This window comes from Nocardioides sp. J54, assembly GCF_000519005.1.
In the GTDB taxonomy this organism is placed as follows: Bacteria; Actinomycetota; Actinomycetes; order Propionibacteriales; family Nocardioidaceae; genus Nocardioides.
The window spans coordinates 51,708-65,707 of the sequence record NZ_JAER01000004.1 but is presented as its reverse complement, the minus strand read 5'-3'; the positions used below and the strand labels follow the sequence as shown (position 1 = coordinate 65,707).

Sequence of the window (14,000 nt, the reverse complement as noted above, 5' to 3'; positions counted from 1 at the left end):
CAGACGACGAGGCCCGTCCACGCGACGCGTGGACGGGCCTCGTGCAGGAGGGCGGGCGTCAGGCCGTCGGGACGGCTCCGCGGTCCTCCCGCGGGGCGACGAAGACGTCGCCGAGCGGGTCCTTCGGCTCCGGCGGGAGCACCTCGCCGGTGACCAGCTCGTTCCAGCGGCGCCACCAGGTGCGCATCTGCAGCTCGTCGGTCGTGTTGTTGACGCTCTTGTTCATGCCGCGGGAGATGTCCGACCACTCCAGCTCGCGCGCAGCGCCGTAGCCGACCTGGCAGGTCTCGAGGGCCTCGACGTCGTCGGGCGAGGCGAGGCCGCCGGGCCCCCAGAACGTGAGGAAGTTGTCCAGGCGCTGCTTGCGCAGCTCCTCGCCCTCCTCCGGCGGGGCGAGCTCCCAGGCGGTGACCTCCATGTAGTCCGGCGAGACCGGGTCGATCTTGCGGATGACCACGCCCATGACCAGGTCGATGATGACCAGGTTCGGGAAGATCACGAGGTTGCGGTTGCCCTGCATGCGGTCGACCCAGCCCGCGCCGTACCGCTCACGGAAGCGCTCGAAGCGCGCCTCCCGCTCGGCAGCGCCGGCCTCGGACAGCGGGCGCCCGAACAGGCCCTCGGTCGCCGGCGCCCCCGCGACGACGGCGTGGCCGTTGCCGAGGTCGATGCCGCGCGAGTCACCGAGCGCGCTCGGGTCGAGCTTGCCGCGTGCGGCGAGCACCATCTCGAAGTAGCGCTGGTGCGTGGACACCGCGTGGTAGCCGTCGAAGCTGTTCTCGACGAGCAGCTTCCAGTTGGCCTTGATCGAGTACTCGTGGGTTCCCTCGAGCACCTCCATGCCGACCTCGGACTGGTCGCAGACCAGGTCGATGTACTCGGTCGCACCGGCGAGGTAGGTCTTCAGGTCGACGATGTCAGGGTCGAAGCTGACGAAGACGAAGCCGCGGTAGGAGTCGACCTTCGCCGGCGCGGCCAGACCGGGCCGGGGGAAGTCCGGGCCGTACGACTCGTCGCCCGGCATCGACACCATCTCGCCGGCCGTGCTGAAGCTCCACCCGTGGTAGAAGCAGGTGAGGAAGCGGGCGTTGCCCTTGTCCTCCCGGCACAGCATGGCGCCGCGGTGCGGGCAGGAGTTGATCCAGACCTTGATCTCACCCTTCGCGTCGCGGGCGAAGATCAGCGGTCGGCCGGCCACCGAGCGCGTCTTGAAGTCGTTCTTCTTCTTCAGCTCCGTCTCGTGGCCGATGTACAGCCACGAGTGGTTGAAGATCCGGTCGCGCTCGAGGGCGAAGACCTCGGGGTCGACCATCGCTGCGCGGTTCACCTGGAAGCGCGGCGTCTCTCGGTCGTCGTTCACGTAGGCGGACACGCACGACTCCTTGTCTCTCAGGGGCCGGCCAGCCGCCCTGGGGCCAGGGAGGTGGGACGGCACGATCACGTCCAGATCACCGTGCAGCACCCGCCGTGCCGCGGCACGACGTGGTTCCGGACGTCGGAACGTCCCGTGGTGACGGGATCCCGCGATGACGAACAGTGACGACATCGCAGAGAAAGGAACGCCCATGGAGACTGCGCAGACGATCGGCCGGCGCTTCGCCTGCAACGAGGGCGACCTCGCCCCCGGCGAGTCGATGACCGTTCCCGCCGACGGCGAGGACATCGCCGTCGCGCTCTACCGCAACGACGACGGTGAGTACTTCGCGACCGCCGACACCTGCACCCATGAGGACTGGTCCCTGGGCGAGGACAGCGACCTGGAGGGCAACGAGGTCGTCTGCCCGCTGCACATGGCCCGCTTCGACATCCGCTCGGGCGAGGCACTCTGCTTCCCTGCGACGATCGCGCTCCAGACCTTCGACGTCGTCTGTGAGGACGGGAAGGTCTACGTGCTCCGATGAACCGCATCGTCGTCGTCGGAGGATCGACCGGGGCCGTCCGCTCCGTCCAGGCCCTGCGCCGTGCCGGGTACGACGGAGAGCTGGTCCTCGTGTCAGACGAGGCCCACCTGCCGTACGACCGACCGCCGCTGTCGAAGGACCTGCTGGCCCCCGAGTCGGACGGCTCGCCGGTGCCCCTGCTCACTGCCGAGGACGTCGAGCGCCTGGACCTCGACGTCCGGCTCGGAACCCGCGCGGTCGGCCTGGAGCCGGCGAACCGGACGCTGCACGTGGTCGACGACGAGGGGCCGTCCGCCATCGTCTACGACGGCCTCGTGGTCGCGACCGGTGTGCAGCCCCGCCGCCTGCCGGGGACCGACCACATCGACGGCGTGCACGTGATCCGCACCCTCGAGGACGCCCGTGCCGTCCGGGACCGGCTCGGCGAGGGACGTCGCGCCGTGGTCGTCGGAGCCGGTTTCATCGGTGCCGAGTTCGCCAGCGTCGCCCGTGCACGCGGGGTCGAGGTCACCCTCGTCGAGGCCCAGGAGGTCCCGCTCGCCCACGTCCTGGGCCGGGAGGTCGCCGCGGAGGTGGCCTCCGTCCACGAGGCGCAGGGCGCCCGCCTGATGGCGGGCCGCTCGGTGGCTGAGGTCGTCACCGACCAGGGCCAGGTCCGTGCGGTGCGGCTCGACGACGGCACGGAGCTGCCGGCGGACCTGGTCGTGGTGGGCATCGGCGCGACCCCGGCGACCGACTGGCTCGTCGGGTCGGGCCTCCCGGTCGACGACGGAGTCGAGTGCGACGTCGACCTCCAGGTCGTCGGCCACCCCGGCATCTACGCCGTGGGCGACGTCGCCCGCTGGCCCCACCCCGCCTACGGGCGCCCGCTACGCATCGAGCACTGGACCAACGCCGGGGACCAGGCCGAGGTCGTGGCGGCGCACGTCGTCGGCCGTGACCGCCCGAACGTCCCCCTGCCGTACGTGTGGTCGGACCAGTACGGCCACCGGATCCAGATCGTCGGCCGCCCGGCGGACGGCGTCGCGGTCGCGGTGCACGGCAGCGTCGCCGGCGGCGACCTCGCCGCCCTGTACGCCGGCCCGGACGGACGTCTCGTCGGCGCCGTGGTCGTCGACGACCCGCGCCTGCTCATGCGGCTGCGCAAGGCCGCGACCGCGGGCACACCCGCCGGAGAGGTGGAGCGCGCCCTGCTGACCCCGGCGTCCTGACCGTCAGGACCTGAACCCGAACCGACCCCGTCACCCCAGGAGGACACCGTGACCGACGTACTCGGCGTGGGGCTCACCCACTACCCGCCGCTCGCCGGATCGGACGAGCACATGGCGAACCTGCTCAAGAGCGCCATGAAGGACCCGGACATCCCGGACGAGGTCAAGGACCCGGGGAGCTGGAGCGACCTCGCCCGGCAGGAGTGGGGCGAGGACGGCGGCACCACCGCTGCTGCCGCGCACCGCCGCCGGCTCCTCGACGACATGCGCCGCTGCCGCGAGGCGATCGACGAGTTCCAACCGGACGTGCTCCTGGTGTGGGGCGACGACCAGTACGAGAACTTCCGCGAGGAGGTCATCCCGTCGTTCTGCGTGCTCGCCTACGACGACACCGTCGTCGAGCCGTTCGGCGTGCTCACCCAGAAGCTGAAGGTCCCGAACGTCTGGGGGCTCCCCAGCGACACCACCTTCACCATGAAGGGTGACCCGCAGTTCGCCAAGCAGCTCACGAGCGACGTCCTCAACGAGGGCGTCGACGTGGCCTACTCGTACGAACCGCGCGAGGGGATCTACTTCCCCCACGCCTTCGGCAACACACAGCTCTTCCTCGACTACGACAATGTCGGGCAGGAGTTCCCGTACCCGATCGTCCCGCTCGCCGTGAACTGCTACGGCGAGCACGTGATCGCCCGCCAGGGCGGGATCGCGCGGTTCGCCGACATCAGGGCCGGCGAGGACCTCGACCCGCCCGGCCCCAGCCCCCGGCGCTGCTTCGAGTTCGGACGCGCCGTGGCGCGCTCCGTCGCCCGGAGCGGCAAGCGGGTCGCGCTCGTCGCCTCCTCGAGCTGGTCGCACGCCTTCCTGTACGACGCCGGGTGGCACATGCGGCCTGACACGGAGTCCGACCAGCGCCTCTACGACGCGATGCTCGCCGGCGACTACGACACCTGGAACGCCCGAACCAGCAGGGAGATCGTCGACTCGGGCCAGCACGAGATGCTGAACTGGTTCTGCCTGCTCGGCGCGATGTCAGAGCTAGACATGGAGCTCGAGTGGTCCGACTGGGTGGTCACCGAGATCTTCAACTCCAACAAGGCCTTCGCGATCTTCCGGTGACGACGGACCGGGTGACGGCCACGACGGCCGTCACCCGGCGGCGCCGTCCGGCGGACGGCCAACGGGGGCGGCGGGATGCGCGTCCCACCGCCCCCGGTCCCAGGGCCCGCGCGTCAGACCTCGCGGGGGAACCAGTGCTCCCGGCCGGCCAGGCCGGTGTCCACGTCCTCGGCGATGCGCCGGGCGGTGATCGACAGCGCCTGCTCGGCGCGGGCCGGCAGCTCGCTACCAGTGGGGAAGCCCAACGACACCGCTCCGATGGCGAAGCCGTTGAGGACGACGGGCGCCGCGACGCAGGACAGGCCGGGCTGGGCCTCGCCCTCCTCGCGAGCGATCCCCGTGACGCGCACGCGACGCAGCTCGTCGATGAGCTCGTCCACGTCGGTCACGGACCGGGCGGTCATCCGGGGCAGCGGCTGCGGCAGGAACGCCCCCAGGTCGTCGAAATTCTCGTGCGCGAGCAGCGCCTTGCCGATCGCGGTGCAATTCGCGGGAAGGCGCCCGCCGACGCTCGTGATGCCGGCGGGGGAGCCGGGAGCATTGAGCTTCTCGAGGTAGACCACGTCGAACTGCCGCAGCACCGCGAAGTGCACCGTCGCGCCGCTCCACCGGTGCAGCTGGCTGAGGTGGGGCATGCCCAGGTCGCGCATGTAGCCCGCCGGCGTGCCGGCGCCGAGCTGCAGCAGGCCGAGGCCGATCTTGTAGCCCGAGCGATGGTGCTCGACCGCGCCGAGCTCGACCAGCCGGGCGAGCAGCCGGTGCACGGTCGACTTCGGGAGCCCCGAGGCGCGAGCCAGCTCGCTGAGGGTCATCACCCGCTGGTGCGGGTTGAACGCCCGGAGCAGGTCGAAGGCCTTGGTGAGGATGCTCGGCGGCTCCGCGTCGGGGGTCCGCGAGCGCGTGGGCGGCTCCTGGGTGACGCTCATCGCGACTCCTTGGTCTGACCATTTGCGTGATGCCCGTCACTGTACGTCGAGGGCGGCGTGCGCGAAAGTCCCCCGTTCCGGCGGCCGGAATGCCCCGGTGCGGGGACCCGGGGTGCTCCGGCACCGTGGCGGCCTGCACCAGCCGCCGGAGCGCACCGTGGAGGAGATCCAGCCGATGACGGTCCCTGATCTGCGCGGCGGGGTGGACCTGCACGCGCACTGGCTGGGCACCGACGTCTTCGCCGACGGCGTCCTCCCCGCCGACCTGCCGCACCTCGTCGTGCTCGACGAGGAGCGGGGACAGGTCGTGCGCGCCGGGCAGGTCTTCCGCGAGGTGCGCGCTCCGTTGTGGGACGTCGGAGCGCGCCTGCGCGACCTGGATGCTGCCGGCCTCGAGCAGCAGGTGATCTCGCCGGTCCCGGTGACCTTCCCCTACGCCGGCGACCCCGGCGCGGCACGGGCCTACGCGGTGGCCATGAACCGGTCGATCGCCGCGGCGGTGAGCAGGGGCGGCGGCCGGCTGCACGGCCTGGGCACCGTCCCCCTGCCACACGCCGCGGACTCGGTCCAGGTGCTCGAAGGGCTGATGGGTGGCCCGACCCCGTTGGTCGGCGTCGAGATCGGGGCCCGGCCCGGGGGCCACGAGCTCGACTCGCCCGCGCTGCAGCCGTTCTTCGAGGCGGCCGAGGCGCTGGGCGCCGTCGTCTTCGTCCACCCCGCCGACGGCGGGGCCGGGACGGTACGCCGGTCGGGACAGCCCTACGACTTCGGGCTCGGCATGCACGTCGACACCGCCCTGGCCGCCGGCGCACTCGTCTTCGGCGGCGTCCTGGAGCGCTTCCCCGGCCTGCGCGTCGTGCTGGCCCACGGCTGCGGTGGCTTCGCCTGGTCCTACCCGCGGCTCCGGCTCGCGGCGGGCTTGTTCGACGGCGCCCCCGTCGAGGCCATCGACGAGCGGGTCCGCTCGCTCCACGTCGACACCCTGGTGCTCGACCCGGAGCACCTGCGGCTGCTGGTGCACCGGTTCGGTGCGGACCGTGTCGTGGTCGGCACCGACCACCCCTTCTTCCCCGACCTCACCGGTGACGTCCGGTCGTTCCTCGTCGACGCCGAGGCGCGCGGTGCCCTGCCCCCGGGTGGGGCGCAGCAGGTGTTCCGCGACAACGGCCTCCAGCTGCTGGGCAGCCGGGTGCCCTCGTGACCGCGCGGGTGACGGACGTCGCGGTCGTGGGCGCCGGCACGGCCGGCCTCGCGACCGCGCTCGGGCTCGCCCGCAGCGGGGTCGCGGTCACCCTGGTCGACACCGCCGCGGGCTCGTCCACGCGACCGGGGCCGACCTGGTCGGGCGTCCACCACTGGTCCGTGCTGCCGATCCTGGACCGGCTCGGCGTGCTCGACGCCGCGCTCGTCGCCGGTGAGGCGACCGCATCGTGGGGCATCTCGGTGCTGGCCACGGGTGAGCGGCTCGTCTTCGACCTTCGTGAGCTGGGCCCGGAGGCGCCGTACCCGTTCAACCTCCGGCTGGAGCCGGCGCGGCTGCGCGCGATCCTGCGGGACGCGCTGCTCGACCACCGGGTCTCGATCGTCGACGCGCCCGGCATCGACGGCCTGCGGCAGTACGTGGACGGAGCGGTGCTGACCCTCCCCGACGGACGGGGGATCGCTGCGGACTGGGTCGTCGGCGCTGACGGGCCTGCGAGCGGCGTCCGCCGGGCCACGGGCCTCGGGTTCGAGGGGACGACCTGGACCGAGCGCGGCGTGGTGGCGGTGGTGGACCACGACTTCACCCGCCAGGGCTACGCCGACACCACCCTCCAGGTCGACGGCCGTGCCGGTGCGGTCGTCGAGCGGTTGGGGCCGTCGACCTGGCGCTACGTGTGCCAGGAGTCGCTCGCCCTCGACGAGGCCAGCGTCGCCCTCCGGCTGCGCGGTGTCCTGCGCCGGGTGACCGGCGGTGACCCCGAGGTGCTCGGCCTCGCGACGGCGCGGATGCACCAGCGCAGCGCCACGTCGTACCGGGCGGGGCGGGTCGTGCTCGTCGCCGCCGCAGCGCACGTCACCCACCCCCTGGCCGGGCACACCTCGCTGACGGGCTGGCACGACGGCGCGACCCTGGTCCCCGTGCTCCACGACGCACTGCGCGCTGGCGTCGACGATCGGGTGACCGCCTGGGCGGACGGTCGACGCCGGGTGTTCCTGGACGAGGCCGCGCCGATGAGCCTGGCCCGGCGCAACCTGATCGCCCAGATCGACGACCCGGCGCGCCTCGCCGTCGAGCTCGACGCGTTCCGCCGGGCCTCGGCCGACCCGCAGCTGCGCCGCGAGCTGCTCCGGGCGGAGCACGACGCCGTGGCAGGTGACCGCTCGTCCCTGCCGCCCCTCTGAGGGCCGCCCAGCGGTTTCTAGCGGCTGGAACCGCGCGTTGTCGACGGCATCGGCGGTTCCTAGCGTCGCGGTGTGACCACCTCAACTGCTTCCCACTCGCCGACGGACCTCGTCGACGGCGCCTTCATCGACGTCCGCGGCACGTCCACGCACTACCACGACGTCGGCTCCGGCACGCCGGTGCTGTTCCTGCACGGCTCCGGGCCCGGCGTCTCCGCCTACGCCAACTGGCAGCACGCCCTGCCCGCCGTGGCCGCGCACGCTCGGGCACTCGCCCTCGACATCGTCGGCTTCGGACACACCGAGCGTCCTGCTGACGTGCGCTACAGCCTGCGCACCTGGACCGACCACGTGTGGGGCTTCCTGGACGCCCTCGGCCTGGAGAAGGTGTCGATCGTCGGCAACTCGCTCGGCGGCCGGATCGCGCTGCAGATGGCGGAGGACGACCAGGACCGCCTCGACCGGCTGGTGCTGATGGGTGCCCCGGGGGTGGGCATGACGATGACGAAGGGCCTCGAGGCACTGCGGGCGTACGAGCCGTCGCCCGAGGCGATGCGCGACCTGCTGCGCGGGCACTTCGCGGTCGACCCGGACCTGATCACCGACGAGCTGGTGCAGATCCGGTACGAGGCGAGCGCCGCTCCCGGTGCTCACGAGGCCTACCGCCTGATGTTCTTCCACCCCGACCACGCCGGTGGGCAGCTCGGGATCACGGAGGAGCAGGTGCGCGCCGTGACCCGCCCGACCCTGCTGGTGCACGGGCGCGAGGACAGCATCGTCCCCGTCGACGTCGCCCTGACCATGCTGCGCCTGCTCCCGAACGCCGACCTCCACGTGTTCGCGGGCTGCGGCCACTGGACGCAGATCGAGCGGGCGGGCGACTTCAACGACGTGATCGTCCAGTACCTGGGCCTGGCGGGGTGAGCCCGGTGACCGACGCGACGGCCTCCTTCCGCGCGGCGCGCGACCAGCTGCTCGCGTGGCGTGGCGACCACGACGCCGCCGTCGCTGGCTTCTCCTTCCCCGACGTGGGTGAGCGGTGGTGCTGGGCGCACGACTGGTTCGACGCGTTCGCGCGCGACGACCAGAGGGAGGCGCTGGTCGTCCTCTCCGAGGACGGCTCGCGGACCGCCGTGACGTTCGACGAGATGGTCGTGCGGTCCAACCGGGTCGCGCACCTGCTCGCGAGCCTCGGCGTCGGCAGGGGTGACCCGGTCGTGGTGATGCTCGGCAACCAGGTCGAGCTCTGGGAGGTCGTCCTCGGCGTGATGAAGCTCGGTGCGGTCATCGTGCCGACCGCTCAGGCCGCCGGCCCCGCCGACCTGCGTGACCGGCTGGAGCGCACCTCCGCCCGGGCGGTGGTGTGCGGCGAGGGCGACGCAGGCAAGTTCGACGAGGTGCCCGGTGACTACCTCCGCGTCGTCGTCGGCCACCGTGCCGGCTGGACCCCGCTCGCCGACACCGCCCAGCACGCCGGTGTCGACCTCCCGCACCCGGGGACGCGTCCGGAGGACCCGCTGCTGCTGTACTTCACGAGCGGCACGACGTCGCGGCCGAAGCTCGTGCAGCACACCCAGGCGTCCTACCCCGTCGGCCACCTGTCGACGATGTACTGGATCGGCCTGCGTCCCGGCGACGTGCACCTCAACATCTCCAGCCCCGGCTGGGCGAAGCACGCGTGGTCGTCGCTGTTCGCGCCGTGGAACGCCGAGGCGACGATCCTCGTCCACGACTACCAGCGCTTCGAGGCCTCCACGCTGCTCGACCGGCTGCACACCGAGCGGGTCACCTCGTTCTGCGCGCCGCCGACGGTGTGGCGGATGCTCATCAACGCCGACCTCGGGACCAAGCCCGCGCCGCTGCGCGAGCTCGTCGGCGCCGGCGAGCCGCTGAACCCCGAGGTGATCAGCCAGGTCGAGCAGCACTGGGGCCTGACCATTCGCGACGGGTTCGGCCAGACCGAGACCACGGCGCAGATCGGCAACACGCCCGGGTCCCCGGTGAAGCCCGGCTCGATGGGCCGTCCGCTGCCGGGGGTCCCGAGCGTGCTGGTCGACCCGGTCAGCGGCGAGATGGTCCACGGCGTGGGCGAGGGCGAGATCTGCCTGGACCTCTCGGCGTCCCCGGTCGCGCTGATGACCGGCTACCAGGGTGACCCGGAGAAGAACGCGGATGCGATGGCGGGCGGCTATTACCACACCGGCGACGTGGCGGCACGCGACGAGGACGGCTACATCACCTACGTGGGCCGCACCGACGACGTGTTCAAGGCGTCGGACTACAAGGTGAGCCCGTTCGAGCTGGAGTCGGTGCTGATCGAGCACCCGGCGGTGGCGGAGGCCGCGGTGGTGCCGGCGCCGGACCCGGTGCGACTGGCGGTGCCGAAGGCGTACGTCGCGCTGGTGGACGGGCACGAGCCGGGTCCGGAGACGGCGGAGTCGATCCTGCGGTACGCAAGAGAGCACCTGGCGCCGTACCTGCGGGTGCGTCGGCTGGAGTTCTTCGAGCTGCCGAAGACCATCTCGGGGAAGATCCGTCGGGTCGAGCTGCGCCACCGTGAGGTCGAGGTGGAGGGCCAGCGGCCGGCGGGGGAGTACCGCGACGACGACTTCCCGTTGCTCAAGGGCGAGTCGCGCGCGAGCTGACAGCACCGCCCGCGGCCAGGCCGCGGGCGGTGGCCAGCGCGCACGCCACGCAGCAGGCTGCCAGCACGGCAGTCGAGGTGCCGTAGCCGACGAGGGGGAGCAGCGCCGCGAGCACGGCCGGGAGCGCGAAGCCGACGTAGGTCAGCGCGTAGAAGACACCGGTCAGGCCCGGGAGCTCCTCCTCGGCGGCGATCCGGCGCACCTCGACCAGGCCGGCGACGATCGTGATGCCGTAGGCACTGCCGAGGACGAGGGCCGCGACGACCGCGAGCGGCACGGAGCGGACGTGCACCTCGACGGCCACGAGGACGACACCGACCGCCATCGTGCTGATCCCGACCAGGGCCTCCCGGTGCCCGGTCACCCGGCCGAGTGCAGGCACCCAGCGCTGGACCACTGCACCCGAGCCCAGGGTGAGCACGGTGAGCAGGGTCGCGAACGCGACGCGCAGCCCGTCCGTCTCCTCGCGCACCAGTTCGGGGACGATCGCGTAGGCGAGGCCCGCCGACGCGAACACCCACGGTGCCGTCGGCAGCACAAGCCACAGGAACCGGTGCCGGTGGCACCGCGGCAGGCGCAGGTCGACCCACCTGCCCGGCCCCGGGCCGGGCGGCGCCGTCTCCCGCGCACCCCGCAGCACGACGGCGGCCGCCACGACGAGCAGCACGTGCCCGAGGTACGGCAGCACGCGCGGCCACGGTGCCCACTGGGAGAGGCAGCCGGCGACGCCCGCCCCGATGCCGAACCCGAGGGTCAGCGTGGTGGCGGCCCGCCGGGCCGCGGTGCCGGTGGGAGCGGCGTCGTCGGTGAGCTCGTCCACCCAGGTCGTGCCGACCACCATGGCGACAGCCACGGCGAACCCGGCCAGCAGCCGTCCCAGCGCCAGGACGGCAGGCTGCCCGGGGGCGAGTGCCAGCAGCACGCTGGACAGGGCCGAGACGACGAGGCCTGCCCGGACGCAGGTGGACCGGCCGAACCGGTTACACAACGGCCCGACGAGCTGGAAGCCCGGAACCAGCCCGACGACGTACATCGCCAGCAGGAGGTTGACCGTCGCCGCGCCGTACCCCTCGAGGTCGCGGTACATCGCCAGGAGGGGCGTGAACTGGTTGCCGCCCCACGCCAGGGCGAAGAGGGCAGGGGCCACCGGCCACCACCCCCGGTCGTCCCGGACCGCGGCTCTGGTCGTGGCTGCGACGCTGCCGCGGCCCGGGACGGTGGGCACCTCAGGCGGGGACGGTCGTCCGCGCCGAGACGATGGTGAGGGCGATGTCGACGATCATGTCCTCCTGGCCGCCGACGAGGCCGCGGCGGCCGCACTCCATGAGGATGTCGCGGACGTCGACGTCGTACTGCTCGGCTGCGCGCTCGGCGTGGCGGAGGAAGGAGGAGTAGACGCCGGCGTAGCCGAGGGTGAGGGTCTCACGGTCGACCCGGACCGGGCGGTCCTGCAGGGGGCGGACGATGTCGTCGGCCGCGTCCTGCAGCTTGAACAGGTCGCAGCGGTGCTCGAACCCGGAGAGGTCGGCCACGGCGACGAACGCCTCGAGCGGACAGTTCCCGGCGCCAGCGCCGTGCCCGGCAAGCGAGGCGTCGACGCGGCGGACGCCGTTCTGGACCGCGACCACGGAGTTCGCCACGGACAATGAGAGGTTCTCGTGGGCGTGGATGCCGATCTCCGTGGCGGGATCGAGGACGTCGCGGTAGGCACGGACCCGGGCGGCGACGTCGTCCATGGTCAGCCGGCCGCCGGAGTCGGTGACGTAGACGCAGTGTGCGCCGTAGGACTCCATCAGCCTCGCTTGCTGCGCCAGGTCCTCCGGCGAGGCCATGTGGGACAGCATGAGGAAGCCCGACACGTCCATGCCGAGCTCGCGCGCCGCCTCGATGTGCTGGGCCGCGACGTCGGCCTCGGTGCAGTGGGTCGCGACCCGCACCGAGCGGACCCCGAGGTCGTAGGCGTGCTTCAGTTCGTGCACGGTGCCGACGCCGGGCAGCAGCAGGGTCGTCAACCGGGCCCGCTCCAGGACCGAGGCCGCGGCCTCGATCCATGCCCAGTCGGTGTGCGAGCCGGGCCCGTAGTTGAGCGACCCGCCGGCCAGCCCGTCGCCGTGGGCGACCTCGATGGCGTCGACGCCCGCCTCGTCGAGGGCGACGACGATCCGCTTGACGTCCTCGGTGTCGATCCGGTGCCGCACGGCGTGCATGCCGTCGCGCAGGGTCACGTCCTGGACGAAGATGGGGGTGCTCATGCGCTTGTCCCTGCCGCCGCGATCCGCTCGGCGACCTGCAGGCCGGCCGACGTCATGATGTCGAGGTTGCCGGCGTACGCCGGCAGGTAGTGCCCCGCGCCGGTGACCTCCAGGAACACCGAGACCTGGTGGGTCGGCCGCGTGCTGCTGTCGGCGTCCTCCGCGAGCAGGGTGTGCACCGGCTGGTCCTCGGGGACCGGGGTGACCTGGACGTCCTGCACGAGCCGGTAGCCGGGGACGTAGGCCGCGACGTCGGCGACCATCTTCTCTATGCTGGCGCGGACCTCGTCGTGGGTGGCCGGATCGGGCGCGTGGACCAGGGCCAGGACGGTGTCGCGCATCATCAGCGGCGGCTCGGCGGGGTTGAGGATGATGATCGCCTTGCCCCGCCGCGCCCCGCCGACCGCGGTGATGGCGGCGGAGGTGGTCTCGGTGAACTCGTCGATGTTGGCGCGGGTGCCCGGACCGGCGGACCTCGACGCGATCGAGGCGACGATCTCGGCGTACTCGACCGGCACGACGCGTGAGATCGCGGCGACCACGGGGATGGTGGCCTGTCCACCGCAGGTCACCATGTTCACGTTCGGTGCGTCGAGGTGCTCGTCGATGTTGACCGCCGGGATGACGTACGGGCCGACAGCGGCCGGGGTCAGGTCGATCAGGCGCTTGCCGAGGGGGCGCAGCAGCGCGTCGTTGTGCAAATGTGCCTTCGCCGACGTGGCGTCGAAGACGATGTCGATGTCGTCGAAGCCGGGCAGGGCGACCAGGCCCTCGACGCCCTCGTGCGTGGTCGCGACCCCCAGGTCGCGGGCCCTGGCCAGGCCGTCGGAGGCGGGATCGATGCCGACCATCGCACCCATCTCGAGGTGCTTCGCGGTCGTCATGACCTTGATCATCAGGTCCGTGCCGATGTTGCCCGACCCGATGATCGCGACCTTCGTGCGGTCCGACATCACGCCTCCTCTGCGAAGGTGATGGACAGCGAGCCCAGGCCGCTGATCGACACCTCCACCTGGGCGCCAGGGGTGGCGGGGCGCATCGGGCCGAGCGCACCGGAGAGGACGACCTGGCCGGCCCGCAGCGGGTCGCCGAGGTCGCGGGCCGTCCGGGCCAGCCACTGCAGCGCGAGCAGGGGGTCGCCGAGGCAGTCGGCGCCGGTGCCGGTCGAGTCTTCCTGACCGGTCACCGTCATCGACATCACCGCGTCGACGGGCGAGAAGTCAGCCAGCGCCCGCCGCACGGTCCCGAGCACGAAGCCGCCGGCGGATGCGTTGTCCGCGACCGTGTCGCCGAACGTGATGTCCCACCCGGCGACGCGGCTGTCGCAGATCTCGATCGCGGCCACGGCGTGGTGCACGGCGTCGCGCACCTGGTCCAGGTCGAGCTCGCCGTCGACGAGGTCGGTGCCCAGGACGAAGGCGATCTCGGCCTCCACCTTCGGCTGGAGGTAGCGGTCCACGGGCACCGGTCTGGCCGCGTCGTGCTCCATGTCGGTGAAGAGCACGCCCAGGTCCGGACGGTCGACGCCCAGCTGCTGCTGCACCGCCGAGGAGGTCAGGCCGAT

At 72.4% G+C, this 14,000-nt stretch carries 13 protein-coding genes; 7 read left to right on the top strand and 6 right to left on the bottom strand.

Annotation, left to right across the window (positions count from 1 at the left end):
• Window positions 1-58: 58 nt before the first annotated feature.
• The gene (locus NOCJ54_RS0104000; protein ID WP_028654444.1) at window positions 59-1,372 is read right to left on the bottom strand and encodes an aromatic ring-hydroxylating oxygenase subunit alpha; all 1,314 of its coding nucleotides are present in this window, start codon (window positions 1,370-1,372) and stop codon (window positions 59-61) included.
• 193 nt (window positions 1,373-1,565) lie between these two features.
• Between NOCJ54_RS0104000 and NOCJ54_RS0103995 the strand changes: the two genes are divergently transcribed.
• The 3 genes from NOCJ54_RS0103995 to NOCJ54_RS0103985 are packed head-to-tail and all read left to right on the top strand — an operon-like array spanning window position 1,566 to window position 4,228.
• Window positions 1,566-1,901: a non-heme iron oxygenase ferredoxin subunit gene (locus NOCJ54_RS0103995; protein ID WP_028654443.1), complete on the top strand. Its 336-nt coding sequence runs from the start codon at window positions 1,566-1,568 to the stop codon at window positions 1,899-1,901.
• The gene (locus NOCJ54_RS0103990; protein ID WP_028654442.1) at window positions 1,898-3,112 is read left to right on the top strand and encodes an NAD(P)/FAD-dependent oxidoreductase; all 1,215 of its coding nucleotides are present in this window, start codon (window positions 1,898-1,900) and stop codon (window positions 3,110-3,112) included. Before NOCJ54_RS0103995 ends, NOCJ54_RS0103990 begins: the two co-directional genes overlap by 4 nt.
• Window positions 3,113-3,160: 48 nt before the next feature.
• Entirely contained in the window at window positions 3,161-4,228 is a 1,068-nt protein-coding gene (locus tag NOCJ54_RS0103985; protein WP_028654441.1) for an extradiol ring-cleavage dioxygenase, read from the top strand.
• 113 nt (window positions 4,229-4,341) lie between these two features.
• Here NOCJ54_RS0103985 and NOCJ54_RS0103980 read toward each other — a convergent pair whose 3' ends face one another.
• Window positions 4,342-5,154, bottom strand: coding sequence for an IclR family transcriptional regulator (locus NOCJ54_RS0103980; RefSeq protein WP_028654440.1), 813 nt, complete (start codon window positions 5,152-5,154; stop codon window positions 4,342-4,344).
• Between the two features lie 175 nt (window positions 5,155-5,329).
• Here NOCJ54_RS0103980 and NOCJ54_RS23760 point away from each other — a divergent pair, with 175 nt between their 5' ends.
• The 4 genes from NOCJ54_RS23760 (at window position 5,330) to NOCJ54_RS0103960 (ending at window position 10,184) form a co-directional block, all read left to right on the top strand.
• Window positions 5,330-6,355 (top strand): amidohydrolase family protein, encoded by a 1,026-nt coding sequence (locus NOCJ54_RS23760; protein ID WP_198020092.1) that lies wholly within the window; start codon window positions 5,330-5,332, stop codon window positions 6,353-6,355.
• Window positions 6,352-7,539 (top strand): FAD-dependent monooxygenase, encoded by a 1,188-nt coding sequence (locus NOCJ54_RS29315; protein ID WP_028654439.1) that lies wholly within the window; start codon window positions 6,352-6,354, stop codon window positions 7,537-7,539. Before NOCJ54_RS23760 ends, NOCJ54_RS29315 begins: the two co-directional genes overlap by 4 nt.
• A gap of 72 nt (window positions 7,540-7,611) precedes the next feature.
• Window positions 7,612-8,463, top strand: coding sequence for an alpha/beta fold hydrolase (locus NOCJ54_RS0103965; RefSeq protein WP_028654438.1), 852 nt, complete (start codon window positions 7,612-7,614; stop codon window positions 8,461-8,463).
• A 5-nt stretch (window positions 8,464-8,468) separates the two neighbouring features.
• Window positions 8,469-10,184 (top strand): AMP-binding protein, encoded by a 1,716-nt coding sequence (locus NOCJ54_RS0103960; RefSeq protein WP_157514783.1) that lies wholly within the window; start codon window positions 8,469-8,471, stop codon window positions 10,182-10,184.
• Here the strand turns inward: NOCJ54_RS0103960 and NOCJ54_RS23755 are convergent.
• From NOCJ54_RS23755 to NOCJ54_RS30665, 4 genes are all read right to left on the bottom strand, one after another.
• The gene (locus NOCJ54_RS23755) at window positions 10,159-11,331 is read right to left on the bottom strand and encodes an MFS transporter (protein ID WP_198020091.1); all 1,173 of its coding nucleotides are present in this window, start codon (window positions 11,329-11,331) and stop codon (window positions 10,159-10,161) included. The genes NOCJ54_RS0103960 and NOCJ54_RS23755 overlap by 26 nt on opposite strands.
• Window positions 11,332-11,410: 79 nt before the next feature.
• Window positions 11,411-12,436 (bottom strand): 4-hydroxy-2-oxovalerate aldolase, encoded by a 1,026-nt coding sequence (gene dmpG / locus NOCJ54_RS0103950; RefSeq protein ID WP_028654436.1) that lies wholly within the window; start codon window positions 12,434-12,436, stop codon window positions 11,411-11,413.
• Window positions 12,433-13,389, bottom strand: a complete 957-nt coding sequence (locus tag NOCJ54_RS0103945; protein ID WP_028654435.1) for an acetaldehyde dehydrogenase (acetylating) — start codon at window positions 13,387-13,389, stop codon at window positions 12,433-12,435. The genes dmpG and NOCJ54_RS0103945 overlap by 4 nt, the downstream gene beginning before the upstream one ends.
• The gene (locus NOCJ54_RS30665) at window positions 13,389-13,925 is read right to left on the bottom strand and encodes a 2-keto-4-pentenoate hydratase (RefSeq protein WP_442937290.1); all 537 of its coding nucleotides are present in this window, start codon (window positions 13,923-13,925) and stop codon (window positions 13,389-13,391) included. The genes NOCJ54_RS0103945 and NOCJ54_RS30665 overlap by 1 nt, the downstream gene beginning before the upstream one ends.
• Between the last annotated feature and the right edge of the window lie 75 nt (window positions 13,926-14,000).